Below are 25,801 nucleotides of genomic sequence, written 5' to 3' on the forward strand. Positions count from 1 at the left end.
CTTTTTCTTTCCGGCAGCGCAACGCCTTGTCGGTACAATGACCTTCTTTTTGTCGAGCGCCGTAATGAGCGAAGCCACCCGTCTGTCCAAGCGCGTCATCGAACTGTTCGGCTGCTCGCGCCGCGAGGCCGATCTGTACATCACTGGCGGCTGGGTGACGGTGGACGGCCAGGTGGTCGAGGTGCCGCAATTCAAGATCGAAGATCAGCGTATCGAGCTGCATCCGGATGCCACGCTTGAACCGGTAGAGCCCGTCACCCTGTTGGTGCATGGTGCGGCTGGCTGTAACGCCGCGCAGTTGCAACATCTGCTGGTGCGCGAACGACACTGGGAACAAGACCCACACGCCCAGCGCATCCTGCATGGCCACTTCCTGCGCCAGGAGCAGAGCCTGCCATTGCAGACCGGCGCCAGCGGCCTGATGGTGCTCAGCCAGGATTGGCGCACACAGCGCAAGCTGCGCGAGGACGCGGCCAAGCTGGAGCAGGAATACCTGGTCGAGGTCGCCGGCGAGGCGCCCGCCAGCGCGCTGGAGCGCCTGAAGAAAGGCTGGCTGCACAAGGGCACGCAGTTCCCACCGTGCAAGGCCAGTTGGCAGAGCGAACAGCGCCTGCGCTTCGCCCTGAAGAATCCGGCTCCTGACCTGCTGCGGCAGATCTGCACGGCGCTGGGCCTGAAAGTGCTGAGCATGAAGCGCATCCGTATCGGCGGCGTACCCATGGCCAAACTGCCTTCCGGGCAGTGGCGCTATCTGGGTGAGAAGGAACGTTTCTGAGGCCGTGTTAGGCTGTGTGCGTCACGCTCTGGAGACCACCCTCATGCGTACCCTGTTACTCACCGCCCTACTTGCCCTGAGCCTGCCCACCCTGGCCGCGCCAGCCCCCTTCTTCCTCTGGCAGAGCAAGGTCGACGGCCACCTGACCTGCGCCCAGGTCAGCCCTGGTGACGGCTGGATTCGTTTCACCGGCCCCTTCCGCGATGCCGGCTGCCGGGTAGCGCAAGACGCGCCTGTGCACAGCCGCTAAGAGGACGCCATGCAGCATCTGGTTTCGCCTGTCGGTATCGTGCGTTCCTGCTTCAAGGAAAAATTCGCCATCCCTCGTCAGCCGCAACTGGCGCCTGCCGCGCGCGGGGTACTGGAATTGCTGCCGCCCTTCGATCAGGGCGAAGCCGTGCAGGGCCTGGAACAGGTCAGTCATGTCTGGCTGCTGTTTCTGTTTCACCAGGCGCTGGAGGACAAGCCACGGCTGAAAGTCAGGCCGCCGCGCCTCGGCGGTAATCAGTCGGTGGGCGTATTCAGTACCCGCGCCACCCACCGCCCCAACGGCATCGGCCAGTCGGTGGTGCGCCTGGAGCGAGTGGAGCCGGGGCGTCTGCATCTGTCCGGCATCGACCTGCTCGACGGCACACCGGTGCTGGATATCAAGCCCTACGTGCCTTACGCCGATACCGTGGCCGACGCGCGCAACGACATGGCCGATGGCGCGCCACGGCTGATCCCGGTGGAATGGAATGCCGATGCATTGCCGTTGGCGCGCCAGCATGCGCTGCGCCTGAACGAACCGCTGGTGGAGCTGATCGAGCAATGCCTGGCGCAAGACCCACGTCCGGCCTACCAACAGCCAGAGCCGGAACGCCGCTATGGCGCGCGCTTCTGGGATCTTGACGTGCACTGGCACTACCCCGAGCCGGGGCGCATCCGGGTGCTGGATGTGCAGATGGCGAGTCGCGGCTAAAGCCCCACCCACAAATGCGCGAGAGCCTCTGCATGAGCAAATCCCACACAGGGCGCTGATTCCCTGGGAGGGCTTCAACCGCGACCAGACAAAACGCATAAAGCGTCATTTCGGCCGGCAATGATGCCTGCATTCCCCGCTGCCAGGCCCTAGGGTGAAGCCCTCACCATCTCGCGAGGCCTTTCCATGCATCCTTACTTCTCCCTTGCCGGGCGCACTGCCCTGGTCACTGGCGGCACCCGCGGTATTGGCCTGATGATCGCCAAGGCCTTCGTCGAGGCAGGCGCCCATGCCTATGTTTGTGCCCGTGACGGCGAAGCCTGCGCGCAAACCGCCAGCGAGCTGTCGGCGCTGGGCCAATGCACCGGCATAGCCGCCAACCTGGCCAGCGAGGAAGGCGTGCAGGCGCTGGCTGCCGAACTGACCGGGCGCATCGACAAGCTGGACATCCTGGTCAACAACGCCGGCACCACCTGGGGCGCGCCGCTGGAGAACTACCCGGCCAAGGGCTGGGAGAAGGTCATGCAGCTCAACGTCACCTCGGTGTTCGGCTGCATCCAGCAACTGCTGCCTCTGCTGCGCAAGGCCGGCTCGGCGGACTGCCCGGCGCGGGTGATCAATATCGGCTCGGTGGCCGGCATCAGCGCCATGGGTGAACAGGCCTACGCCTACGGGCCGAGCAAGGCCGCGCTGCATCAGCTGTCGCGCATGCTGGCCAAGGAACTGGTGGGCGATCACATCAACGTCAACGTGATCGCCCCGGGGCGCTTCCCGAGCAAGATGACCCGCTTCATCGCCGATGACGAAGCGGCGCTGGCCGCCGATACCGCAGTGATCCCGATGAAGCGCTGGGGGCGTGAGGAAGAGATGGCCGCACTGGCGCTGAGCCTGGCCGGCAGCGCCGGTGCCTACATGACCGGCGCCATCATCCCCATCGACGGCGGTTTTCACCTGGGCTGAGGGGCAGCGCTGCAGGGCGTACTCGCGAAGCAGTACGCCGTCAGAACTTTTGCCACACCGAAGACGGCGGACTGTTCGCTGGCGCTCCTGAGTCCGCCCTACGCCCGTCCGCAGCCGCGTACCGGCTCGCCCTTATCAGGTGCGGAACTGTCGCACCAACTCCCACAGCACTGTAGGACGCACTCGCGAAGCAGTACGCCGTCAGGACTTTTGCCGCGCCGAAGACGGCGGACTGTTCGCTGGCGCTCCTGAGTCCGCCCTACGCCCGCCAGCGGCCGGCGTCCCGGCTCGCCAGCTTCAGGTGCGGAACTGTCGCACCATCCCCTGCAGTTCCACTCCCAGGCGAGCCAGCTCGGCGCTGGACGCGGCGGTCTGCTCGCTGGCAGTGGCGCTCTGCTCACCGATATCGCGCACGCGGGTGACGCTTTCGTTGATCGCCTCGGCTACCGCACTCTGCTCCTCGGCAGCGGCAGCGATCTGCTGGTTCATCTGCTCGATGGTGCTCACCGCCTGGGTGATACGACCCAGAGCATCGCCGGCTTCACCGGCCAGCTCGACGGTACGCCGGGTCAGATCGCGGCTGCTGTCCATCTGCTGCACCGCGCCTTTGGCCATGCGTTGCAGGCCGGCGATCAGGCTTTCGATCTCCTCGGTGCTCTCCTGAGCACGCTTGGCCAGTGCCCGCACCTCATCGGCGACCACGGCGAAACCACGGCCCTGCTCGCCGGCGCGCGCCGCCTCGATGGCCGCGTTGAGCGCCAGCAGGTTGGTCTGCTCGGCGACGTTGCGAATCACTTCAAGCACACTGCCGATACGCGCACTTTCCTGATTCAGGTCGGCGATGGCCTTGGCCGACTGCTCCACTTCGCTGGCCAGGCTGTCGATCTGATCCACGGCCTGCTGCACCACGCGATTACCCTGCTGTGCCTCCAGGTCGGCATCGCGCGCGGCCAGTGAAGCCTGCTCGGCGTTCTGCGCCACTTCCTGCACGGTGGCGGCCATCTGGTGCATGGCGGTAGCGGTCTGTTCGGTTTCCAGTTTCTGCGTCTGCACCCCGGCGCTGGTTTGCGCGGTGATCGCAGACAGTTGCTCGGCAGCCGCTGCGATCTGCCCGACACCACCGCCAATACGGCCAACCAGATTGCGCAGGCTGACGGTCATGTCCTGCATGGCTGCAAGCAACTGGCCCACTTCGTCGCCGCGGTCCTGCGGGATGTCCTGGCTGAGGTCACCGGCGGCGATACGCTGGGCGAAGGTCACGGTCTGGCGCAGCGGCGCGACGATCAGACGAGTGATCAGCAGCGAGGCACACAGGCCCAGCACCACGGCAGCCAAGCCCATGATGCCGAGCATCACCAGTGCGCGCTGAGTGTCGGCGAGCATCCGGGTTTCGGCGCTGGCCTGGGCCGACTCGGCCAGGTCGACGACCGAGCGGGCGCGCTCGATCATGGCCTTCTCGGTGGCCTGGTTCTGCTCACGCAGCTGTTGGTAGTAGAGGAAGGAGCGCTGGTAGAGAGTCAACGCCTGCAGGGCGGTTTCGATGGAGGCTTTCTGATCATCGTTGAGCCAGACGGTCAGGCTGCGGGCAACGGTCTGCAGGTCTTCGCTGACGTACTCCCACTCTTCCAGCGCTTCGGGCGAGCCATCGATGATGTACAGGCTTTCCTGGCCGCGCAGGTCGAGCATGCGTTTGCTCAGGCCGGATGCGGTTTCCGCCAGGGTCAGGGGGTCGCTACCCCGCAGACGATCACCCTGCAGGCGCAGCTCACGCACGGCGTCATACATGTCCAGCTCGATCACCTCGAACTGGTCACGGGTTTCTCCAGCAGCAGTGCGCATGTCCTGGCGAGCCTCACGGGCCTTACCCTGCTGCTCGACATAGTTGTCGAACTGCTTCAGGTACTCGGCAGTAGCCTGCTGCATGGTCTGCACACGCGTGCTTTCGGCTGCATCCTTGCCCAGGTGCTCCAGCATGCCCTGTACCTTGAGCAAGCTTTCGCGCACACGCTCTGCGCTCTCCTGGGTCTGTTCGATAGCGAAACTGCGTTCCAGACGACGCGCCTGGAGAATCTCCTGGTTCACCTGCGCCAACTGCCCAACCTGCTCATGCCCATGTAATACCGCTTGAACCGCCAGATAGCCACTGACCGTCATGGCGGCGGTAAGCAACAGCACGAGGCCGAAACCGATAAAGAGTTTCTTGCCGACGGCAAGATTGGCGAAAAAGCGTGCGGCAGGCTTGAACATAACGGCGACTCCAGATTCTTCTTATACAGCCGCGCATCGTGGGCGCGACCTGGTCGACTGACTACGCAACTGCTGTGCCATGTCGAGTCCGGTTTATCGGCAAAGAGTGTCCCCGCTTGAGTGCTGGCAATTAGCCAACCCATGGCTCTCAGCATAGCCAATGAAATGGCCAAGACAGGCAACTATCCGCTTATTGACGCCGAATAAATGGCGAAATACCGCCTACTGAGGCGCCGTTTCTGGTTTATCGCAATAAAAAAGGCGCAGCCTCTGCCGAAGCTGCGCCTCTGGATTCGAGCCGCGATCAGCGCCCGGCGAGCGCCGGCATCACTCTCGGCCGCAGAACCTCCCCAGCCACAGCCAGCAGGCCGATGGCACCGGCAATCCAGTACCACTGCAGTACGGGATCGAACATCAGCCAGCCCAGCGCATGCAGGAACACCACCATGATCAGCACCGGGCTGACGTAGCGCACCATGAACAGCCACAGCGCGTACCCCGCAGGCGGCAGATCCAGCTCGTCACGCATGATCTCGCCGCGCAGTGCGTAGCCTGCGAGTACGACCATCAAGATGCCACCCAGCGGCATCATCCAGCGCGAGGTGAGGTAATCCAGCCAGTCGAAGAAGTTCTTGCCCAGCGGCGTCCAGCCCGCCAGCAGGTTGAACGACAGCATCGCCAGCAGGCTGATCACCAGCAGCACCACGCCGGCCCCAATGGCAGCGCGCAGGCGGCTGATACCGTGCTTTTCGTTCAGGTAGGCCACGCTGGCCTCGATCATCGAGATCGCCGAGGTCAGTGCCGCGATCGATACCATGGCGAAGAACAAGACGCCGAAGGCGGTGCCGAATGGCATCTGCTGGAAGGCCAGCGGCAGACTCATGAAGATCAGCCCCGGCCCAGCGCTAGGGTTCATGCCGTTGGCGAAGATGATCGGGAAAATCGCCAGACCGGCCAGCAACGCCACGCAGGTATCGCAGAGTGCGACGATGAAGGTGGTCCGCGCGATGGATTGCCCATCCGGGATGTAGGAGCCGTAAGTGAGAATGGCGCCCGAGGCCAGGCTCAGGGTGAAGAAGGCGTGCCCCAGTGCCGCCAACAGTGCCTCACCGGTGATCTTCGAGGCATCGAAGTGGAAGAGGAAGCCGAAGCCTGCACTGAAACTGCCACTGGTGAACGCATAGCCGACCAGCGCCACCAGCATCAGCGCCAGACCCGGCATCATCCGGCGCACGGCATTCTCGATGCCTTTCTGCACGCCCTTGGCGACGATCCACAACGTCAGCAGCGCCACCAGCACGCTCCAGCCACCGAGTTGCCAGGGGTTGGCATTGTGCGCCTCGAACACCCCGCCCAGTGCCTCGACGCTGGTGGCCGCCAGCGAACCGTCGAGCATTTTCCACGTATAGGCGAAAGCCCAGCCGGCAACGACCACGTAAAAGCACAGGATCATGAAACCGGCGAGCATGGCCATACCGCCCACCGCCTTCCACAGCGGGTTACCACCGTTCTCGCGGACCACGCGGCCGATGGCGTCGATGGGGCTGCCGCGCCCACGGCGACCGATGGCGATCTCGGTCATCATCACCGGAATGCCGATGGCCAGGATGCACGCCAGGTACATCAGCACGAAGGCGCCGCCGCCGTACTCGCCAGTGATGTAAGGGAATTTCCAGATATTGCCCAGGCCGACGGCCGAGCCGGTTGCAGCGAGGATGAAACCCCAGCGAGAAAGCCAGAGGTTCTTCGGTTTTTCACGGGTCATGCGTCACCTGTTTGTTTTTATCTGTGACGGAATCGGACCCGCCGCGCTTATGGCGCAGCGGAATGCAAGGCTTGGGTGGAAGCCAAAGGTGTCACTGAGCGTCGGCTTGTGCCTCCGGCAAGGCCAGTTGGAAGGCCTCCAGGGGTTCACAGCCCGCCGCCATGGCGACAATGCGTGGGTACGCGGCAAGGTCACAGTTAAAACGCCGCGCATTATACAGCTGCGGAATCAGGCAGGCTTCCAGATATCCAGGCCGGTCGCCGAGCGACAGGCGACCGTCGAATGCAGCCAGGCCCTCCTCCACGGCGGTCAGACCGAGCGCGACCCAGTGCCGGTACCAGGCGTTCTTCGCCTCGTCGCCGGCACCCAGTTCGCTGGACAGGTACTGCAGCACGCGCAGGTTGTTCAGCGGGTGCACGTCGCAGGCAAGGTGCAGCGCCAGCGCACGCACCTGCGCACGCTCGGCCGGATCAGCCGGCAGCAGCGCCGGCACCGGGAAGATTTCTTCGAGGTACTCGATGATCGCCAGCGACTGGGCAATGCGCACGCCGCCGTTTTCTTCATCCACCAGCAGCGGCAACAGGCCCTGCGGGTTCAGCGCGCGATAGTCGGCGCCGTGCTGCTGGCCGCCGTCCTTGACCAGGTGCACTGGCACCTGCTGGTAAGCCAGGCCCTTCAGGTTGAGGGCGATACGCACACGGTAGGCAGCGCTGGAGCGCCAGTAGCCGTAGAGTTTCAACATTGCGGATTCCTTTCGAAACGCGGTAGGAGCGGCTTCAGCCGCGATCAGCTGACAACATCGCGGCTAAAGCCGCTCCTACGAATCAGCGGGCGTCGTAGTGCTCCACCACCTGATCGATGGCGCCGAAGATGCTCTGCCCGGCAACGTCGAACATCTCGATGCGCACCCGATCACCGAACTTGAGGAACGGCGTCTTCGCCTCGCCCTGCTCGACGATTTCCAGCATGCGCTTTTCCGCCAGGCAGGAAGAGCCCGCGCTGCGGTCGTAGTTCGACACGGTGCCCGAGCCGATGATGGTGCCCGCGCCCAGCGGTCGGGTCTTGGCTGCGTGAGCCACCAGAGTCGGGAAGTTGAAGGTCATGTCCACACCGGCGTTCGGCTGGCCGAACAGCGCGCCGTTGATATGCGACACCAGCGGCCGGTGCACCTTGCCGTCCTTCCAGCTTTCGCCCAGTTCGTCTGGGGTGATGGCCACCGGGGAGAAGCTCGACGACGGTTTGCTCTGGTAGAAACCAAAGCCCTTGGCCAGCTCGCCAGGGATCAGATTACGCAGCGAGACGTCGTTGACCAGCATCAGCAGACGGATATGGCCGCCCGCTTCGGCCGGTGTGGCGCCCATCGGCACATCGTCGGTGACCACTGCCAGCTCGGCTTCCAGGTCGATGCCCCAGGCTTCGTCGGCCAGGCTGATCGGGCTGTGCGGCGGGATGAAGGCATCGGCGCCGCCCTGGTACATCAGTGGGTCATGCCAGAAGGATTCGGGCATCTCGGCGCCGCGCGCCTTGCGCACCAGCTCAACGTGATTGACGTAGGCGCTGCCGTCGGCCCAGTGATAGGCACGTGGCAAGGGGCTGTGGCAGGCGGCCTGATCGAAGGCGAACGCGCCCTCTTCCATACCGTCGTTGAGGCGCTGATAGACCGCTTCGAGCTTGGGCCGGGCCACGGCCCAGTCGTCCAGTGCAGCCTGCAGGGTGAAAGCGATCTGCGGCACAACGACGGCACGGGTGAGATCGCGGGAAACGACGATCAGCACGCCATCGCGGCCTTGGTTCAGTGATGCAAGTTTCATCGATAATCCTTCGAATTCTGAGGTAGGAGCGAGCTCTGCTCGCGAACCCTGACCGAACAAAAAGCTTCGCGAGCAGAGCTCGCTCCCACAGCGTCGTTTAACCCGACAGACCCGGCGCACGCCAGGAATTGACGTACTCGGCCACGTCCACCGCAGCAGCGGCATCGCTCACTTCCAGGGCGCGGCGGGTGTCGATCATCACCGCCACCTCGTCGATGAAAGTGGCCGGATCTTCCTGGCTCTTCTTCAGCGCCTTGGGGTGCGGCCCATGGGGGAAGCCGCACGGGTGCAGGGTGACCATGCCCTGCTCGATGTTGTCCCGGCTGAAGAAGTTGCCACGGTGGTAGAACAGCACTTCGTCGTAGTCGTCGTTGTTGTGGAAGAACGGCACCTTGAGCACACCGGGGTCGGATTCCACCGGACGCGGGGTGAAGGTGCAGATCACGAAGCCATTGGCGACGAAGGTGGTGTGCACCGACGGCGGCAGGTGGTAGCGGTGGCTGATCAGCGGACGGATGTCGCGCCAGTTCAGGCGCACCACGGTGTTGTCGCCATGCCAGCCGACCACATCCAGGGGGTTATAGGGGTAGGTCACGGTGCTGATCTGGCCGCGCCGCTTGATGCGGATCTGCCAGGTGCTCTCGTCCTGCTGCGCCTTGAAGGCGTCGTCGATATGCGGGTGCTCCAGCACCGCCAGGTCGAAGATCGCCTGCGGGCCGAGCAGGCCCTTGTCCGGCAACTGGTAAGCGCCGTCGGTGTTCTCGATCAGCAGGAAGTAACTCGGCGTGCTGGCCTCGATACGCCAGGCGGTGCCGCGGGGGATCAGCAGGTAATCGCCGTCGCGGTACTGCAGATGGCCGAAGTCGCAGTAGAAATGCCCACTGCCTTCATGCACGAACAGCAACTCGTCACCATCGGCGTTGCGCACCAGATGGCGCATGGCGCCGTGGGTGCGCCAGACGCGCAGCTTGACGTCGGCGTTGTGCAGGGTCAGCGGCGCCGCCAGCGGGCAATCGCGCTCGCTGGGGATGTCGTTGAAGTTGAAGGCATGCGGGCGCAGCGGGCCTTCCCAGTCGATCCAGCCGGTGGGCGGATGCTTGTGGTGCAGGTGCGCGGTGGGGCCGAAGAAGCCCTCACGGCCCATCTCGCGCTCGTAGGTGCCCTGCGGCAGGTCGCAATGCGCCTGGCGCGAGCACTCGCCTTCACGCAAGGGAAAGCGGATCCATTGGCGGCTCATGGCATCACTCCTCGGAGATCACACCGCGACGCAGCTGGTCTTCCTCGATGGATTCGAACAGGGCCTTGAAATTGCCCTCGCCGAAGCCCTGATTACCCTTGCGCTGAATGATCTCGAAGAAGATCGGGCCGATCACCGTATTGGTGAAGATCTGCAGCAGGATGCCGTCATCGCCCGGCGCACCATCGATCAGGATGTTCAGTTCACGCAGTACCTCGGTCGGCTCGCCATGGCCGGCGACGCGGGTATCGACCTTCTCGTAGTAGGTATCCGGGGTGGTCATGAAGTCGACGCCGTTGGCGCGCAGTTGGCGCACGGTGGCGTAGATGTCGTCGGTGGACAGGGCGATGTGCTGAATGCCTTCGCCGTGGTACTCGCGGATGAATTCCTCGATCTGCGACTTGTCATCGGCCGACTCGTTGATCGGAATGCGGATCTTGCCGCAGGGCGCGGTCATGGCGCGGGAGAACAGGCCGGTGAGCTTGCCTTCGATATCGAAGTAGCGGATCTCGCGAAAATTGGCGATACGCTCGTAGAAGCCGGACCACACGTCCATCTGTCCGCGACGCACGTTGTGAGTCAGGTGGTCTATGCATTGCAGGCCGACGGCGTTGTCGTTGGCACTGCGGCCTTCGATGTACTCGAAGTCGACGTCGTAGATGCTCTTTTCACCATAACGGTCAACCAGATACAGCAGCGAGCCGCCGATACCTTCGACGCAGGGGATGTTCAGCTCTCCGAAGTTGGCGTGGCTGCCCACCAACGTGGCACCCTGCTGTTCGACATAAGCCGCAGCCTGGGCGGCGTTCTTGACCCGGAAGGCCATGGCGCAGGCGCTGGGACCGTGCTTCTCGCCGAAGGCGCGCACGTGGCCGGTGGGGCTGCCGTTGAGCACGATGTTGATGTCGTTCTGCTGGAACAGCCACACCTCTTTCGAGCGGTGCTTGGCTGTTTCGGTGAAGCCCATGGCGGTGAACAACTGGCGCAGTTGCTCGATGCCTTCGGCGTTCGGTGCGGTGAATTCGACGAACTCGAAACCGTCGGTTCCGATGGGATTGTGCTGCTCGATCTTGGCCACGGCGGTCATTTCGCCTCCTGATTGTCATTGTTATGGCAGCCGCACGAATGCGTTGCGGACAACCTCATGACAACCGAGCGCAGACCCGCTCTCAAGATGCGTTGCGACACTTAGACGCGTCGGCCGAGTGCGACAGTGGCAAATTTTCCTTACGCCTTTCAGGCAAGGCAGGCAACGCCCTGGCAACCGTAAAATAATCCTTACACGACGGTCAGCCGGCTTGCCACTATCACTCAGCTCGGGCGCGAGAATGTGTAGGCCCGCTCCACCTTGGCCACGCGAGTGGTGAAGGCGGCGTACCAGTCGGTGCGTCCCTGCTCGCGAACGGCGCTGTGCTCGGCATGCTCGCGCCAGCCGCGAATGGCCTCTTCGCTCTGCCAATAGGACAGGGTGATGCCCAGGCCGTCGCTGCGCGCCGACTCCACGCCGAGAAAGCCGGGCTGCTGTGCGGCCAACGCCAGCATGCGCTGTGCCGCCTCGGCATAACCGGTGTCCACGTCGGTACGCTCCGAGGTGAACATCACCACGTAATAGGGTGGCTCCGGCGTGGCCGCGATCAAGCCACTGCTTCCTGCTGCGCCTCATGCACCGACTGCACCGCGCAGGCACCAACCAGGCCGGCGACCAGCGGCGGCAGGCGCCCTTCCAGCGCCGCACGCTCGGGCTGGAACAGGGTGGCGATGAAGAACGGATGATCTTCCAGCTCGATGGCACCCACGGCACCCGCCTCGTCATGCCCGGAAGCCTTCAGCGCCTGCGCCATCAGCGGCTCGACGAAGGCATCGGAAAGGCCGTAGCGACACAGGTACTGCTCGCTGATCTCGCGTACACCGTAGAGCTCGGCGATACGCGAACCGGAAACCAGGCGCACATGCTCGCTGACATCCAGCAAGGCGCAGCTCAGCGGCGCGATCAGAGGGTTCTGCGCTTGCGACGACAGCTCGGCGTGTTCGGCATCCACCCACCCCAGCTGATTGCGTGCGTATTCCAGCAGCGCGTGCTGGAAGCCACCACAGGTGCCGAGAAATGGCACGCCCTGCTCGCGGGCGAAACGGATCGCGCGCAGCGCACCCTCGGTAGCAACATAAGGGCTGCCCGGCACGCACCAGATGCCGTCATAGGCCTGCAAAGTCGCGTCATCGAGAATACGCTCAGTGGCCAGCCAGTCATATTCGACCGCCACTCCCAGCGCTTCACCAGCCAGGCGTAGCGCCTCTGGAATGGCACGGTGCGCGGTAACTGCCGCACTGTAATCACCTACCAGGGCGACCTTGACTCGACACTTGCTGTACATACGCCTATCCCCTCTTGCATGACCGTCTCCCTGCCACTATAAGATGGCGCTCGCGCAATAATAATTGGCGAATAGACAAGCAGAGATTGCAGCCATGCAATATCAGATCGACCATACCGACCTCTCTCTGGTGCTCGCCCTGGTGCGTGGTCGCTCCCTGGCGCGGGCGGCAGAATTGATGCAGGTCGACGTGTCCACGGTGTTCCGTGCTGTACGCCGGCTGGAAGCCGCCCTGGGGGTGGCGCTGTTCGAGAAGAGTCGACGCGGCTATGAGCCCAGCGAAACCGCTCGGGCCCTGGCCGAGCAGGCCGAGCGCGCCGAACAGGCACTGGATGCCGCCCGTGTGGCGCTGGAGCAGGGCAAGCAGGTGGTCAGCGGCACGGTACGCCTGACCTGTACCGACGCAGTGCTGAGCAGCCTGCTGCTGCCGGCGCTGGCGCGCTTCATGCCCAACTATCCGGCACTGTCGCTGGAACTGGTGACCTCCAACGACTTCGCCAACCTCAGCCGCCGCGACGCCGACCTGGCCCTGCGCCTGACCAACCAGCCGCCGGAGCATCTGGTCGGCCGCCGTCTGGCCAAGGTGTCCTACGTGGTTTGCGCACGCGACGATGGCCAGGATCGCAGCGACCTGGCGCGACAGAGCTGGATCGCCCCGGACGAGTCGATGCCGGATCACGCCACGGTACTCTGGCGTCTGCGCGAATTGCCGAGCGTCACTCCCAACTATCGCTGCAGCAGCATGTATGCCGTGGCGCAACTGGCACGCGCCGGCCTGGGCGTCGCCGCCCTGCCCGACTTCGTACTGCACGCCCACCCCGAACTCAAGCCACTCGGCCCGCCGCTGGCAGGCTGCGACACCGAACTCTGGCTGCTGACCCGCCCGGACTGCCGTGCCTTGCGCTCGGTGCAGACGCTGTTCGAGGAGTTGAGCGAAGCGCTGATGAGCAGCGATTGAGATAAAGCGGCGCCGCTGAAGCGCCTCCCACAGAACGGGGGGCAGCCTGTCAGTGCAGCAGCGAAACCTTGTAGGAGGGGCTTTAGCCGCGACAGCCCAGGAAGCTGAGCCCGGATGCAATCCGGGGACATTGGTTGCGCAAAAGAGCATCGCGGCTGAAGCCGCTCCGTAGAAGCGGCTTCAGATCCGTAGGGCGGGTGCAACCCGCCACCCATTTATGGCGGGTCGCACCCGCCCTACAACATTACAGATGCCCAACTGCCTCGTAGGAGCGGCTGGGCGGCGTTACGCTTCAGCCGCGAAGAACTTCCCGAAAATCCTGATCGCTGCGGTGCGTACGGCGCACCCTACGACTCAGCCCTGCTGCAAATGCCCGTAGAGCTTGGCGTACAGGCCACCTTCTGCGATCAGTTGCTGGTGGTCACCATCCTCGGCCACGCTGCCGCCGTCGAACACCAGTACCCGATCGGCCTGCTTCACCGCGCTCAGGCGGTGGGCGATGATCAGCGTGGTGCGGCCTTCAAGGAACTGCGCCAGCGCTTCGTGCAAGGCGTACTCAGTGGCGGCATCCAGTGCCGAAGTGGCTTCGTCGAGGATCACCACCTTGGGCTCGGCCAGCACCATACGCGCGATGGCCAGGCGCTGGCGCTGCCCGCCGGACAAACGCACACCGCTACGCCCGACCACGCTGTCCAGCCCTTGCGGCAGTTGCGCAATGGTGTCGTGCAGCTGGGCGATGCGCAGCGCCTGCCAGCAGGCCTCATCGCTGCGCTCGCGGCCCATGGTCAGGTTGGCGCGTACCGTATCGTTGAACAGCGCCGGGTGCTGCAGCACTACCGCGACGTTGTCACGCACGCAGTCCAGGCCGATCTCCTCCAGCGCGCTGCCGCCGAAGCGGATGCTGCCGGCCTGCGGCGTGTACAGACCCAGCAGCAACTGCACCAGAGTGCTCTTGCCTCCGCCGGAGGCGCCAACGATGGCCACCTTCTCGCCAGGGCCGATGGACAGATCGAGCCGATCCAGCACCGGCTCGTCGCCATAGCCGAAGGTCAGCCCGCGCACCTCGATACCCACCGTGTCACGACCTTTGAAGGGATCGACGCGCCCGTCGTACTGCGGCTCGTCCTTACGGGCCAGCAGCTCGTTGATCCGCGTCAACGCCCCGCCTGCGGCATAGAAGGCGTACTGCAGGCTGAGCAACTGCTCCACCGGGCCGATCATGAACCATAGGTAGCTGAACACCGCGAGCATCTGGCCGATGGACAGGTCGGAGAACAGCACGGTGAGCATCGCCGCCGCACGGAACACATCGATACCGAACTGGAACAGCAGGCCGCTGGCACGGTTCGACGCGTCGCTCTTCCATTGCGAGGCCACGGCATAATCGCGCACCTCACGCGCCCGGCCGCCAAGGCGACCGAGGAAGTAGCCCTGACGATTGCCGGCGCGCACTTCCTGAATCGCCTCAAGGGTTTCGGTCAGCGCCTGGGTGAAACGCGAGGTGCTGTCATTCTCCAGCTTCTTCAGGTGCTTGACCTTCTTGCCCAGCAGCACGGTGGCGTAGATCACCAGCGGGTTGAACAGCAGAATCAGCAAGGCCAGCTGCCAGTGCATCCAGATCAGGATGGCCGAGGTGCCAACCAGGGTCAGGATCGCCACCAGAAAGCGGCTCAGGGTCTCGCCGACGAACTTGTCCAGGGTGTCCAGATCGGTGACCAGGTGGGTGGTCACGGTGCCGCCGCCCAGGCTCTCGTACTCGCCAAGGGAAATGCGTTTGAGCCGCTCGATCAGACGCATGCGGATGCGGTAGACGATGTCCTTCGACAACCTGGCGAACAGCCGCGCCTGCAAGACGTTGAAGATCAGCGCCGAGCCTCGCAGCAGCAGGGTCAGCACCAGCATCAGGCCGATATAGCCGGCTGCCGTTTCCCACTCGGTCGGGAGGAAGTTGTCCATCACCTTGAGCGCCGCATCGCCGTCGTTCAGCAGCACTTCGTCCACCAGCAACGGCAACAGCAATGGGATCGGCACACTGCACAGGGTCGCCAGCACGGCGACCAGATTGGCCAGGATCAGCGCTTTCTTGTGACGCAGGGCCAGGCGACGAATTTCTGCCCAGCTCAACCGATCAGGCATTGGCGGCGCGCTCCAGCCAGCGCCCCAGCAGCGGCGATAACACCTCGAGCGGCTGATAGCCGTTGGTCAGCAGCGCCAGTTGGCCATCGCGCTCGGCCAGCAGCGTCGGGAAGCCGGCGATGCCCAGGTCCTGCACCCAGGTGAAATCGGCGGCGGTCGCGTCCTCCATGGCCCGGCTGTCGAAGGCCTCGGCAAACTCGATGCGCGGGATGCCCGCCTGCTCGGCCAGTTGCACCAACACGCTGGCCTGGGTGACGTCGGCCCCTTCGGTGTAGAAGGCTTGCTGAATCAGCTTGAGCAGCGTCCAGGCGCTCTGCGCATCGAGATTACGTGCAGTGACCAGCGCGCGGCAGGCGGGTTCGGTGTCATACACCATCCCTTCCGGCAGGCCGCGTTCGAAGTCGAACAGTTGTCCGGTGCTGGCATTGACCGCCTGCCAGTAGCCCAGGTAACGCACCCGTGCGGCGGCATCGACAGCCACCTGATCACGGCGCAAGCCGCCTACCACGATTTGCAGCGGCACATCGGCAGCGGCCGCCTGCTCGACGAGGGTTTCGATTACCGGTGCAAAACCCCAGCACCAGGAGCACATCGGATCCATCACGTAGAGCAGGCGGCTAGCCATGGTCAGGCCTCGTTCAGTTGGCGGGGATCGCGGCCGATGGGGTGCGGTTGATTGCGCGCACGGGCCAGTTCGATCTGTTTCTGCCGTTCGCGTGCGCCTTCACGGGTCTTCTCCGGCAGCGAATCCCAGCAATGCGGGCAACTGACGCCAGGGCTGTAGAACTCGGACTGGCGCTCTTCCACGGAGATCGGCGTGCGGCAGGCGTGACACTGATCGTAATCGCCTTCAGACAGGTCATGGCGTACGGTCACGCGATTGTCGAAGACGAAGCAGTCGCCCTGCCACTTGGTCTCTTCCTGCGGCACCTCCTCGAGGTATTTGAGAATGCCGCCCTTGAGGTGATAGACCTCTTCGAAACCCTCGCCGAGCATGTAGCTGGAGGCCTTCTCGCAGCGAATACCGCCGGTGCAGAACATCGCCACCTTCTTGTGCTTGCTCGGGTCGAAGTGCTCGCGGATGTACTCGGGAAATTCGCGGAACGACTTGGTCTTCGGGTCGATGGCGCCCTCGAAGGTGCCGATGGCCACTTCGTAGTCGTTGCGGGTATCGATCAACAGCACTTCAGGGTCGCTGATCAGGGCGTTCCAGTCCTGCGGCTCGACGTAGGTACCGACGCGCTGATTGGGGTCGACGCCAGGTACGCCGAGAGTGACGATTTCTTTCTTCAGTTTGACCTTGGTGCGATAGAACGGCTGCTCATCGCAATAGGATTCCTTGTGGTCGATATCGGCCAGACGGGCATCCAGGCGGAACCAGGCGAGCAGTGCATCGATAGCGGCACGGGTACCGGAAACGGTGCCGTTGATACCCTCCTCGGCGAGCAACAGGGTGCCCTTGATGTCGTTATCGATGAGGGTTTTCAGCAGGGGTTCGCGCAGCGCCTGATAGTCCGGCAGGGAGACGAATTTATACAACGCCGCGACGACGATCTTGTCGGTCATAAATATTCTCTCAGTAGTCGCCCACGTAAAGGGCGGACTGGCCCTCGATCAGCTGCGCGTCGGCCGTGCTGCGTTACTAACGCAGCGACTTGCATGGCTGCAGCTCGCTGGATCGAGAATCTAAACGAAAGCGCCGGCGTGGGCCGGCGCGGACGGATTGTAGCAAAGCAGGGATACGCCGGGGTGGCTTGGCGACAAGGCGCGACAGCCTGTCACGTCGCCTGGATGCAATCCTGGAATTACCGGCGGGTTCCCCCCGGATTACAGCCGAGCTAAATCAATGGCCGCCGCGGCAGGTCGGCGAAGCCGGCGCCACGCCCTGCGCCGCCCACTCCTCCGGGGTGTAGGTATGCAGCGCCAGCGCGTGGATCTGTCCCATCAGCTCGCCGACCGTCGCATACACCTTCTGATGCCGCTTGACCGCATTCAGGCCGGCAAACGCCGGGCTGACGATCACCGCCTTGTAGTGGGTTTCCAGACCGCGACTGTGCATATGGCTCTCGTCCAGCACTTCGAGGTGCTCGGGTTGCAGCGCGGCCAGGGCGGTGACGATAAGGTCTTGCTTGGACATCTCGGGCTCCATCAGGGCTGTTTAGGCAGGCCGAGCTCGTTGCTCATGTCGGCCAGCAGCTTGTTCACCTCAGGCACCGCGGACTCAAGTTTGCTCTGGGTGATCTGCGCGGACTGTGCGGTGAGAGTCGGCATTTTCTGCAGCACCTTCTGTCCCAGCGGCGACTCGTAGAAGGCGATCAGGTCCTTGAGCTCCTGCTCATTGAAGTTGCTGGTGTAGAGCTTGACCATGTCCGGCTTGAGCTTGTCCCAGCCGACCGCCTTGTCCAGCGCGGTATTGGCCTTGGCCTGATAACTCTCGAGTACCGCTTTCTTGCCATTCGGCGCCTCGGCGAAACGCTGGGCGAACATCTGCTGCACCTGGCCGTAGACCGGCACGGTCAGCTTGTCGGCGTGAGCCAGCTTGAGAAAACGCTCGGCATCGGCAGCGTGACTCGCGGCATCGGCCATGGCCAGGGATGCGCTCGCGCTGAGCAGAACGGCGGTGCAGAGTTTGGAAAAACGGAGCATGGAGAGCGTCCAGAGGTTGTGAATGAGTCTGGGTAGACTACGAAGGCGGCATTTTGTGCCCTGTGCGGAAATCCCTCAAGCGATGCGCGTTGTGCGCTGGCTCACACCCGTCATGTTGACCGGCGCACCCACTGGTCAGTTGCCAAAATGCCAGTACTTGCTCATGCTCGGGTGGGCTCGGCATTCTTTGCGACCTCCCCACTATTATTCAACAAGGCGTGCGCACCTCAAGAGCCGGCAATTGATCGCCAGCCCGCGCACACACACGGACGTGCCCGATGACCAGCCTCACCTCACACGCTCCCCTTCCGCTCCAGCCGCTTTGCGACAGCAAAGGCCGATTGCTGGACGAGGCCATTGGCTGGTCCAGCCGCCCGCAGGTGGACTGCACCCTGCACGGCCACGCCGGGCGGCGCAAACGCTGGAATCACTGGTGCATCACCACGCCGCAGTGGATGCTCTCGCTAACCCTGGCTGACCTCGACTACCTGGGCTACGGCGCCGCCTACTTCCTCGACCTGGACACCGGCCAGGCCGTCGCCCATACCCAGCTCCGCCCCTTCGCTCTGGGCTGCCAACTGCCAGACCTGCCACTGGAGAGTCACTCCTTCAGCCACTCTCGCCTGCAACTGCGCATCGATGAGCACCCCGGACGCCTGCGCCTCACCGCTGCCGCCCCGGATATCGGCGGCCAGCCCCTACAGGTTGCCCTGGACATTCAGCGCCCTGCCCATCTGCAATCGGTCAATCTGGTCGCCCCCCTGCAGAATGGCGGCTTTCACGCCACCTGCCGCCAGCTTGGCCTGCCCACCGCCGGCAGTCTGCAGTTGGGCGGCAAGCATTACAGCTGCATGCCGGGCCAGAGCTTCGCCGCGCTGGATTTCGGTCGCGGTGTCTGGCCGCTGAACACTTACTGGCAGCGCGCTGCTTTCGCTGCTGCGGGCGGCATTGCCGGTAACTTCGGTGCTGGCTGGCTCGATCACAGCGGCCTGTCGGAAAACTCCCTGTGGTTCGGCGGTGAGGTGCAATTACTCGACAGCCCCCTGCATATCGAGCGCAGTTCGCAGGCGCCGCTGGCTACTTGGCGTCTGGACAGCGAGGATGATCGTGTGGCCCTGCGCTTCACTCCCTGCCAACTGCACAAGGCCTGCCCCAAACTCGGTCCGCTCCACGCCAACACCGTGCAGCGCTTCGGTCATTACGACGGTGTGCTGCGCGGCCCGAGGGGCGAGCGTGTGCCAGTGGACGGAGCACTGGGCTGGCTGGGTGAAACCCACGCCCGCTGGTAGTCGCTCTTTCAAAGGCTCCAATCAACCTGATAGATAAGTTGTGGAACCAGTCTCCAGCGGCGCGACCTAAACTGCCAGCAATCTTGCACTTGCCCCGGAGAACGCCATGAGCCGCACCGAAACCGACAGCATCGGTCCCATCGAAGTCCCTAACGACGCCTACTGGGGCGCGCAGACCCAGCGCTCGCTGATCAACTTCGTCATCGGCCAGGAGCGCATGCCGCTGGCCGTGTTGCATGCTTTGGCGCTGATCAAGAAAGCCGCGGCACGGGTCAACAGCCGCAGCGGCGAGCTGCCGGCGGATATCGCCCGACTGATCGAACAGGCTGCCGACGAAGTGCTCGAAGGCCAGCACGACGCGCAATTCCCCCTGGTGGTCTGGCAAACCGGCAGCGGCACGCAGAGCAACATGAACGTCAACGAGGTGATCGCCGGCCGAGCCAACGAACTGGCCGGCGGCCAACGCGGCGGCAAGACCCCGGTGCACCCCAACGACCATGTCAACCGCGCGCAAAGCTCCAACGACTGCTTCCCTACTGCCATGCACATCGCCGCTGTGCAGGGCGTTCGCCACGCCCTGCTGCCGGCGCTGGCCGAACTGCGTGACGGCCTGCAGGAACAGGCGCAGCGCCACGCCAACCTGGTCAAGACCGGGCGCACCCATATGATGGACGCCACCCCCATCACCTTCGGCCAGGAGCTGTCGGCCTTCGTCGCCCAGCTCGGCCATGCCGAGGCCGCGATTCGCGCTGCCCTGCCCGCCGTCTGCGAGCTGGCCCAGGGCGGTACTGCCGTCGGCACCGGGCTGAACGCACCAGCCGGTTTCGCCGAAGCCATCGCTGCTGAACTGGCCGCACTCTCCGGCCTGCCGCTGACCAGCGCCCCGAACAAGTTCGCCGCGCTGGCCGGCCACGAGCCGCTGGTGCAGCTCTCCGGCGCGCTGAAGACTCTGGCCGTGGCCCTGATGAAGCTGGCCAACGACCTGCGCCTGCTCGGCTCCGGCCCGCGCGCCGGCTTCGCCGAAGTGCGCCTGCCAGCCAACGAGCCGGGCAGTTCGATCATGCCTGGCAAGGTCAATCCGACCCAGTGCGAAGCGCTGTCGATGCTGGCCTGTCAGGTGCTGGGCAACGACGCGACCATCAGCTTCGCCGCCAGCCAGGGCCACCTGCAGCTCAACGTATTCAAGCCGGTGATCATCCACAACCTGCTGCAATCGATCCGCCTGCTCGCCGATGGCTGCCGCAACTTCCAGCAGCATTGCGTCGCCGACCTGCAGCCGGATGCCGCGCAAATGGCTGCGCATCTGGAAAACGGCTTGATGCTGGTGACAGCGCTCAACCCCCACATCGGCTATGACAAAGCCGCCGAAATCGCCAAAAAGGCCTACGCCGAAGGCAGCACGCTACGCCAGGCCGCACTGCAGCTCGGCTACCTGAACGAAGAGGAGTTCGACCAATGGGTACGACCGCAGGACATGCTCGGAGCCGGGCGGCATGACTGAAGGCAAGAGTGGCGCCACACCACTGGAAGGCGATGGCAAACGCATCCTGCTGATTCTCGGCAACCCCAAGAAGGACAGCCTCTGCCACGCCCTGGCCGAGGCCTACAGCCTGGGAGCACGTAGCAAGGGGCACGTGGTGCGCCAGCTCAGACTAGGCGAAATGCAGTTCGACCCAATCCTGCGTGAAGGTTACGAGCAGAGCCAGAATCTGGAGCCGGACCTGCTCGAAGCTCAGCGTCTGATTCACTGGGCCGAGCACCTGGTGTTCGTCTACCCCGTCTGGTGGGGCGGCATTCCTGCGCTGCTCAAGGGCTTCTTCGACCGGGTGTTCCTGCCCGGCTTCGCCTTCAAGTACCGCAACCGCTCGCAACTTTGGGACAAGCTGCTCAGCGGGCGCAGCGCTGACCTGCTGGTGACCATGGACACGCCTCGCTGGTATTTCCGCTGGATCTACGGTGCCCCGGCGCATCGGCAGATGGTGCGTACCATCCTCGGTTTCTGCGGGATCAAAACGCGGCGCCTGAGCGAGTTCGCCCCGGTGCGCCCGTCCAGCGAAGAACAACGCCAGAGCTGGCTGCGCAAGGCCGAGACGCTGGGCAGCAAAGCGTAAAATCCACCACCCAGGCCCGGTAGCCCTGACTCAGAGGCGCGAGCGTTCCTCGCGCCCTCTACCCGCCCACCACAACGCCAGCGGCCCGAGCGTCAGCAACAGGCCCATCAGCGCGAACGCCGCCCACCAGCCGAGCAACTGCTGATCGCCCAAAGCATCCAGAGTCATGCCGAACAGCAACGGACCGAGGAACGCGCCGGTAAAGCCGGTGCAGGAATACAGCGCCATCGCCGCGCCACGGTGACTGGCCGGGGCGACGCTGACCAGTCCAGCGGTCAACGAAGCCGAGTCGGCGGTGACGGTCACCGCGTAGATCAGAGTCAGCACCAGCATCACCCAGAACGGCAGCGCCGCGCCCAGGCCAACCACGGCGGCAAGCAGCGCGGAGCTGAGCATCACGCCGATCAGCCAGCGCTGACGCCCGAAACGCAGCGCCAGTTCATTGCCGAGGATACTCGACGGCATGCCGATCAAGGTCGCCAGCATCGCCACCCAGGTGCCCGATAGCCAGGGATCGACGCTCTGCAGATGCCCGGAGAACACCACGAAGGCCACCAACCAGGCGCGCAGGGCGAACAGCTCCAGGTTGTGCATCGCATAGGCTAGGCAGTAAGCCAACACCGCGCGATTTCCCAACGGCGCCAGATCCAGCAGATTACGCGGCGCATGTGCCTCGACCGCTTTCGGCGCCAGCCCCCAATACACCAACGCCCAGGCCAGCAACGCACAGGCACCGCTGAGCAACGCCGGCAGTTGCCAGCCGCCGAGCTTGGCCAATTCACCGGACAGGGTGAAGGACAGCGCCGTACCCAGGCCGAAACTAGCGGTGTAGAAGGCGATGGCACGCGACTGCGAGGCACCGTCGATACGTTCCGACAACGCCTTGAGTCCCGGCATGTAGGTGCCGGCCAGGCCAATACCGGCAAGTACGCGCCAGAGCAATGCGGACCAGAAACCATCGGCGAAAACGAAGCCGGCGCTGGCCACGGCCGTCAGCAACATGGCCGCCAGGTAGATAAGCCGGGCGTCGTGCCGATCAGTCAGGCCGGCGAGCACAGGCACGGCGAGCATGTAACCAAGAAAGAAGCCGCCGCCGATCCAGCCGGCCTCGGTATTGCTCAACCCCCAGAGTGCCTGGAATTGCGGTAGCAGCGCGGCGAACAGGGCGAAACCGGCCATGCCGAGGGTTTCGGCCGTACACAGCAACAGGGTAATGCGGCGGGCGTTCATGCAACCTCTTTGCTGGGGGCAAACACGTTGGAAGGCCCAGCACTGTAACGGCAAGCCCGGCGAATCTGAAATCTTTGGTTACAGACAGCAGTTTGGACTCACAACACCAGGCCATCGCTTGCCAGCGTCACACCTGGCGGTAAGGCGTCGGGATGCTCCAGCAGCCAGGCATCGAAGCTGTGGCCGATATGGGTCAGCACTGCCTGTGTCGGCTGCAGGCGCTCGACGACCTCCAGCGCACGGGTCAGGTCGTTGTGGTTGCGCGGCGCGACGGGTTGCGGCGCGGTGGAGCAATCAAGCACCAGCAGATCCAGCGGCGCGCGCTGCAGTTCCGCACAACTCGCTTCCGGCACGCCGACGGTATCGGTGAGGTAGGCGATGCGCCTGCCCTGCCCCTCTAGTAGGTAGCCGAAGGTCGGCTTGGAGTGGGTCAGCGGTAGTGCGGTAACGCTCAGCTCACCCAGTTGGCGACGCTCGAAGGCAGCGAACGGCTGGCTGAAGTCGAGAATGCCGGGGTGCTTGTACAGGTCGGCCAGGCCTTCCGGATCATCCGGGCCATGCACCGGGATCACCAGGCCCTGGCCCCAGCGCAGGTGCAACAGACCCTGGGCATGGTCGGCATGGTAGTGGGTCTGCAGGATGCCGCTGAGGCTGTGCGGTGCGAAACGCTCGGTGAGATCGGTCAGGCCGCTGTCGATCAGCCAGCGCTGCGCGCCGCATTCGATCAGGGCGCAGCAAGGGCCACGGCGCCGCGCCGGCTGCACGCGCGCCGCTGTGCAGGCCGGGCACTGGCAGTTGTACACGGGCACCTGGCGGGCATCGCCGGTGCCGAGCAGGGTCAGGCGCATCGACGGTGCTCGTCGAGCAGTTGCAGCAGGCGGCCGACGGTTTGCTGCAGAGGCCCGGAGTTGTTCAGCACGCAGACGCCATCCTCTGCGACGGTCGCCACTGAAGCGCCTGCCACGGCAGCGAAGCTCCGGCTGCGCGCCAGGCGCTGCTCGATCTGCTCCGCGGTTTCCCGACCGCGGGCCAGCAGGCGCTGGCGCAGCACCGCCTCATCGACCTGCAGAACGATCGCCAGCAGTTGCGGATAACGCTGCCGGGCCGCTTCGAGATGACCGCGCGAACCATTGATCAGCACGTCCTGCCCGGCGCTCAGCCAGTCGTCGATCTCACGGGGAATGCCATAGGCCAGGCCGTTGGCGCGCCAGCTCAGGGCGAAGGCGCCCTCAAGCTCCAGGCGCTCGAACGCGGCCGGGGTCACCCCCAGCGCGTCCTCGCCCACAGCCTCGGCGCTGCGGGTGATCACCCGCCGGGCGAAACGGCAGCCGCGTGCCTCCAGTGGCGCACGCGCCGCCTGCAACAGGCTGTCCTTGCCCGAGCCCGAAGGCCCCATCAGATAGATCAACCTGCCCTGCATCAGAACACCCTTCGTGCTTGCCGCCACACCTGCTGGATCACCGGTTGCTGGCCATGCGCCCTGGCCTGTACCAGATCGGCGCGCAGGCCAACGCGAATCTCGCCGCGGTCATCCATCCCCGCCGCCCTGGCCGGTGCGCGGCTCACGGTGGCGATGGCCGCTGGTAAATCATAGTCGTTGTCCTGCCCGGCCAGCAGCCAGGCCGCATGCAGCAGGCTGGCCGGGTAGTAGTCGCTGGAGAGGATATCCAGCACGCCATGCTGAGCCAGCTCGGCGGCGGCGATATTGCCCGAGTGCGAACCGCCGCGCACCACGTTCGGTGCGCCCATCAGCACTTTAAGGCCCAGATCGTGGCTAGCCTTGGCCGCTTCCAGGGTGGTGGGAAACTCGGCAATGGCCATGCCGAAATCGGCCGACTCCTGCACGTGGGCCAAAGTCGCGTCGTCATGGCTGGCCACCGAGATACCCCGGCTGTGGCAGTCCTCGACGATGGCATGGCGCTGACGGTCGCTGTACTGGCGCGAGTTGGCGATCTGCTCCTGAAGAAATTCCTCCATCTCCTCCGGGCTCAGGTGGTACTTGCCCATGTAGTACTCGCGGTACTTCTCCACCTTGGCAAACTGACGCTGACCGGGCGAGTGATCCATCACCGACACCAGGGCCACCAGCGGATGCTCCACCAGGTCACGGTAGATGGTCAGGGCATCGGGATGGCACAGCTCGCAGCGCAGGTGCAGGCGGTGCTCGGCGCGAGTCTGCCCGGCTGCTTCGCTGGCGGCGATGGCTTCGATCATCGCCGGCAATTGCTGCATGCGCCGGCCACGCGGGTTGATGTCGCCGATGGACAGCGCATCGAACACCGTGGTGATGCCGGCGGCAACGATCTGCGCATCGTGGGTCAGCACCGCCGAGGTCGACGGCCAGTCCACCCCGGGGCGCGGGCTCATGTGTTTCTCCAGGTTGTCGGTGTGCAACTCCACCAGCCCCGGTAGCAGGTAATCGCCGCCCAGGTCCTGGGCTTGCGGCAGGCGACTGACGCCCTCGTTCACGGCTGCGATCAGCCCGTCACGCAGCACCAGCGTACCGAGGAACTCGCGCTCGGCGGTGACGACGCGGGCGTTGCTGAGAATCTGTTCAGACGACATAGACGTACTCCGCTTGCGCCGCCTTGGCGCTCATGTCGAGGTAACGGTCGGCCACCGCCTCGCGCGCGGTGCGGTCGTGAAAAATGCCGATAAGCGCGCTACCCGTGGCCTTGGCCTCGTTGATCAGCGCCAACACCACCTGGCGGTTGGCGTCATCCAGCGAGGCGGTTGGCTCATCGAGCAACAGCACCGGCCACTCGACCATGAAGCCGCGGGCGATATTGACGCGCTGCTGCTCGCCGCCGGAAAAGGTGCCCGGCGCCAGTTGCCAGAGCGCCTCAGGAATATTCAGCCGGCCTAGCAGCGCCTTGGCCCGCGCTTCGGCGTCGCTGCGCGTCCAGCCACGCGACAGCGCCGGTTCCATCACCACGTCCAGGGTCGACACGCGCGGGATCACCCGCAGGAACTGGCTGACGTAACCCAGGCTCTGCCGACGCACCGCCAGCACCTGGCGCGGCTCGGCGCCGACCAGCTCCACTGGCGAGCCCTGGTGACGGATGCGAATACTGCCGCCGGCGGCCAGGTAGTTGCCGTACAGCGTGCGCAGCAGGGTCGATTTACCGGCGCCGGACTGGCCGTGCAGCACCAGGCACTCGCCGCCGCGCACGGCGAAATTCAGATCACGCAGCACCTGCAGGACGACGCCGTTCTGCTGGTGCAGGGTGAAGGTCTTGCTGAGGCCGCTGACCTCGATCAGGTTTTCCATGGTCAATACTCTCTGCGTTCGTGGGAGGGGCT

At 64.5% G+C, this 25,801-nt stretch carries 26 protein-coding genes and 1 pseudogene; 8 read left to right on the forward strand and 19 right to left on the reverse strand.

Annotated elements, in window-relative coordinates; translation table 11 throughout:
- Positions 1-64: 64 nt before the first annotated feature.
- The 4 genes from ACNFCJ_RS14865 (at position 65) to ACNFCJ_RS14880 (ending at position 2,696) form a co-directional block, all read left to right on the forward strand.
- Entirely contained in the window at positions 65-775 is a 711-nt protein-coding gene (locus tag ACNFCJ_RS14865; protein WP_416772121.1) for an rRNA pseudouridine synthase, read from the forward strand.
- A 43-nt stretch (positions 776-818) separates the two neighbouring features.
- On the forward strand, positions 819-1,025 hold the full coding sequence (locus ACNFCJ_RS14870; protein ID WP_416772122.1) for a hypothetical protein: 207 nt from the start codon (positions 819-821) through the stop codon (positions 1,023-1,025).
- A gap of 9 nt (positions 1,026-1,034) precedes the next feature.
- A complete protein-coding gene (tsaA, locus tag ACNFCJ_RS14875; RefSeq protein WP_416772124.1) occupies positions 1,035-1,736 on the forward strand; it encodes a tRNA (N6-threonylcarbamoyladenosine(37)-N6)-methyltransferase TrmO in 702 nt (233 codons plus the stop codon).
- 186 nt (positions 1,737-1,922) lie between these two features.
- The gene (locus tag ACNFCJ_RS14880) at positions 1,923-2,696 is read left to right on the forward strand and encodes an SDR family oxidoreductase (protein ID WP_416772125.1); all 774 of its coding nucleotides are present in this window, start codon (positions 1,923-1,925) and stop codon (positions 2,694-2,696) included.
- 297 nt (positions 2,697-2,993) lie between these two features.
- On the opposite strand, the gene ACNFCJ_RS14885 is transcribed toward ACNFCJ_RS14880, so the two are convergent.
- From ACNFCJ_RS14885 to ACNFCJ_RS14925, 9 genes and pseudogenes are all read right to left on the reverse strand, one after another.
- Positions 2,994-3,866 (reverse strand): methyl-accepting chemotaxis protein, encoded by an 873-nt coding sequence (locus tag ACNFCJ_RS14885; RefSeq protein WP_372237962.1) that lies wholly within the window; start codon positions 3,864-3,866, stop codon positions 2,994-2,996.
- A pseudogene (locus ACNFCJ_RS14890) lies at positions 3,852-4,943 on the reverse strand (HAMP domain-containing protein); the annotation flags it as partial. The pseudogene ACNFCJ_RS14890 and the gene ACNFCJ_RS14885, both read right to left, overlap by 15 nt.
- A gap of 304 nt (positions 4,944-5,247) precedes the next feature.
- Positions 5,248-6,708: a sodium-dependent transporter gene (locus ACNFCJ_RS14895; protein WP_416772127.1), complete on the reverse strand. Its 1,461-nt coding sequence runs from the start codon at positions 6,706-6,708 to the stop codon at positions 5,248-5,250.
- 91 nt (positions 6,709-6,799) lie between these two features.
- Positions 6,800-7,450 carry a maleylacetoacetate isomerase gene (gene maiA, locus ACNFCJ_RS14900; RefSeq protein WP_416772128.1) on the reverse strand — a complete coding sequence of 217 codons (651 nt, stop codon included), beginning with the start codon at positions 7,448-7,450 and terminating at the stop codon, positions 6,800-6,802.
- Positions 7,451-7,532: 82 nt separating this feature from the next.
- Entirely contained in the window at positions 7,533-8,519 is a 987-nt protein-coding gene (locus ACNFCJ_RS14905; RefSeq protein WP_143504276.1) for a fumarylacetoacetate hydrolase family protein, read from the reverse strand.
- A 97-nt stretch (positions 8,520-8,616) separates the two neighbouring features.
- The gene (locus tag ACNFCJ_RS14910) at positions 8,617-9,756 is read right to left on the reverse strand and encodes a homogentisate 1,2-dioxygenase (protein WP_416772130.1); all 1,140 of its coding nucleotides are present in this window, start codon (positions 9,754-9,756) and stop codon (positions 8,617-8,619) included.
- Positions 9,757-9,760: 4 nt separating this feature from the next.
- Complete coding sequence (hppD, locus tag ACNFCJ_RS14915; protein ID WP_416772131.1) at positions 9,761-10,843, reverse strand: 4-hydroxyphenylpyruvate dioxygenase; 1,083 nt, start codon at positions 10,841-10,843, stop codon at positions 9,761-9,763.
- A gap of 224 nt (positions 10,844-11,067) precedes the next feature.
- Entirely contained in the window at positions 11,068-11,394 is a 327-nt protein-coding gene (locus ACNFCJ_RS14920) for an antibiotic biosynthesis monooxygenase family protein (protein WP_125834650.1), read from the reverse strand.
- Positions 11,391-12,128 (reverse strand): CTP synthase, encoded by a 738-nt coding sequence (locus ACNFCJ_RS14925; protein ID WP_416772133.1) that lies wholly within the window; start codon positions 12,126-12,128, stop codon positions 11,391-11,393. Before ACNFCJ_RS14925 ends, ACNFCJ_RS14920 begins: the two co-directional genes overlap by 4 nt.
- 94 nt (positions 12,129-12,222) lie before the next feature.
- Between ACNFCJ_RS14925 and ACNFCJ_RS14930 the strand changes: the two genes are divergently transcribed.
- The gene (locus ACNFCJ_RS14930) at positions 12,223-13,086 is read left to right on the forward strand and encodes a LysR family transcriptional regulator (protein ID WP_416772135.1); all 864 of its coding nucleotides are present in this window, start codon (positions 12,223-12,225) and stop codon (positions 13,084-13,086) included.
- Between the two features lie 354 nt (positions 13,087-13,440).
- Here the strand turns inward: ACNFCJ_RS14930 and ACNFCJ_RS14935 are convergent, their stop codons facing one another.
- From ACNFCJ_RS14935 to ACNFCJ_RS14955, 5 genes are all read right to left on the reverse strand, one after another.
- Positions 13,441-15,222 (reverse strand): ABC transporter ATP-binding protein, encoded by a 1,782-nt coding sequence (locus tag ACNFCJ_RS14935; RefSeq protein ID WP_179576195.1) that lies wholly within the window; start codon positions 15,220-15,222, stop codon positions 13,441-13,443.
- Entirely contained in the window at positions 15,215-15,847 is a 633-nt protein-coding gene (locus tag ACNFCJ_RS14940; protein ID WP_416772137.1) for a DsbA family protein, read from the reverse strand. Before ACNFCJ_RS14940 ends, ACNFCJ_RS14935 begins: the two co-directional genes overlap by 8 nt.
- A 2-nt stretch (positions 15,848-15,849) precedes the next feature.
- Positions 15,850-16,788 (reverse strand): rhodanese-related sulfurtransferase, encoded by a 939-nt coding sequence (locus ACNFCJ_RS14945; protein WP_416772138.1) that lies wholly within the window; start codon positions 16,786-16,788, stop codon positions 15,850-15,852.
- Between the two features lie 277 nt (positions 16,789-17,065).
- The gene (locus ACNFCJ_RS14950) at positions 17,066-17,359 is read right to left on the reverse strand and encodes a BolA family protein (RefSeq protein ID WP_112212171.1); all 294 of its coding nucleotides are present in this window, start codon (positions 17,357-17,359) and stop codon (positions 17,066-17,068) included.
- A gap of 11 nt (positions 17,360-17,370) precedes the next feature.
- Positions 17,371-17,868 (reverse strand): DUF2059 domain-containing protein, encoded by a 498-nt coding sequence (locus ACNFCJ_RS14955; RefSeq protein ID WP_106733859.1) that lies wholly within the window; start codon positions 17,866-17,868, stop codon positions 17,371-17,373.
- Positions 17,869-18,146: 278 nt separating this feature from the next.
- Between ACNFCJ_RS14955 and ACNFCJ_RS14960 the strand changes: the two genes are divergently transcribed.
- The 3 genes from ACNFCJ_RS14960 (at position 18,147) to ACNFCJ_RS14970 (ending at position 21,268) form a co-directional block, all read left to right on the forward strand.
- Entirely contained in the window at positions 18,147-19,157 is a 1,011-nt protein-coding gene (locus tag ACNFCJ_RS14960) for a DUF2804 domain-containing protein (RefSeq protein ID WP_143504290.1), read from the forward strand.
- Positions 19,158-19,263: 106 nt separating this feature from the next.
- On the forward strand, positions 19,264-20,658 hold the full coding sequence (locus ACNFCJ_RS14965) for a class II fumarate hydratase (RefSeq protein WP_416772139.1): 1,395 nt from the start codon (positions 19,264-19,266) through the stop codon (positions 20,656-20,658).
- On the forward strand, positions 20,651-21,268 hold the full coding sequence (locus ACNFCJ_RS14970; RefSeq protein ID WP_099525231.1) for an NAD(P)H-dependent oxidoreductase: 618 nt from the start codon (positions 20,651-20,653) through the stop codon (positions 21,266-21,268). Before ACNFCJ_RS14965 ends, ACNFCJ_RS14970 begins: the two co-directional genes overlap by 8 nt.
- 30 nt (positions 21,269-21,298) lie before the next feature.
- On the opposite strand, the gene ACNFCJ_RS14975 is transcribed toward ACNFCJ_RS14970, so the two are convergent.
- From ACNFCJ_RS14975 to phnL, 5 genes are all read right to left on the reverse strand, one after another.
- Positions 21,299-22,498 carry an MFS transporter gene (locus ACNFCJ_RS14975; protein WP_416772141.1) on the reverse strand — a complete coding sequence of 400 codons (1,200 nt, stop codon included), beginning with the start codon at positions 22,496-22,498 and terminating at the stop codon, positions 21,299-21,301.
- Positions 22,499-22,596: 98 nt separating this feature from the next.
- Positions 22,597-23,346, reverse strand: coding sequence for a phosphonate metabolism protein PhnP (gene phnP / locus ACNFCJ_RS14980; protein WP_416772143.1), 750 nt, complete (start codon positions 23,344-23,346; stop codon positions 22,597-22,599).
- Positions 23,337-23,918 (reverse strand): phosphonate metabolism protein/1,5-bisphosphokinase (PRPP-forming) PhnN, encoded by a 582-nt coding sequence (phnN, locus tag ACNFCJ_RS14985; RefSeq protein ID WP_041978246.1) that lies wholly within the window; start codon positions 23,916-23,918, stop codon positions 23,337-23,339. The genes phnP and phnN overlap by 10 nt, the downstream gene beginning before the upstream one ends.
- Positions 23,918-25,063 (reverse strand): alpha-D-ribose 1-methylphosphonate 5-triphosphate diphosphatase, encoded by a 1,146-nt coding sequence (locus ACNFCJ_RS14990; RefSeq protein ID WP_416772144.1) that lies wholly within the window; start codon positions 25,061-25,063, stop codon positions 23,918-23,920. The genes phnN and ACNFCJ_RS14990 overlap by 1 nt, the downstream gene beginning before the upstream one ends.
- Complete coding sequence (gene phnL / locus ACNFCJ_RS14995) at positions 25,053-25,769, reverse strand: phosphonate C-P lyase system protein PhnL (protein WP_416772146.1); 717 nt, start codon at positions 25,767-25,769, stop codon at positions 25,053-25,055. The genes ACNFCJ_RS14990 and phnL overlap by 11 nt, the downstream gene beginning before the upstream one ends.
- Positions 25,770-25,801 lie beyond the last annotated feature (32 nt).

Origin of the sequence: Pseudomonas sp. NY15364, from assembly GCF_048068235.1 — a bacterium.
Taxonomy (GTDB): domain Bacteria; phylum Pseudomonadota; class Gammaproteobacteria; order Pseudomonadales; family Pseudomonadaceae; genus Aquipseudomonas; species Aquipseudomonas mendocina_D.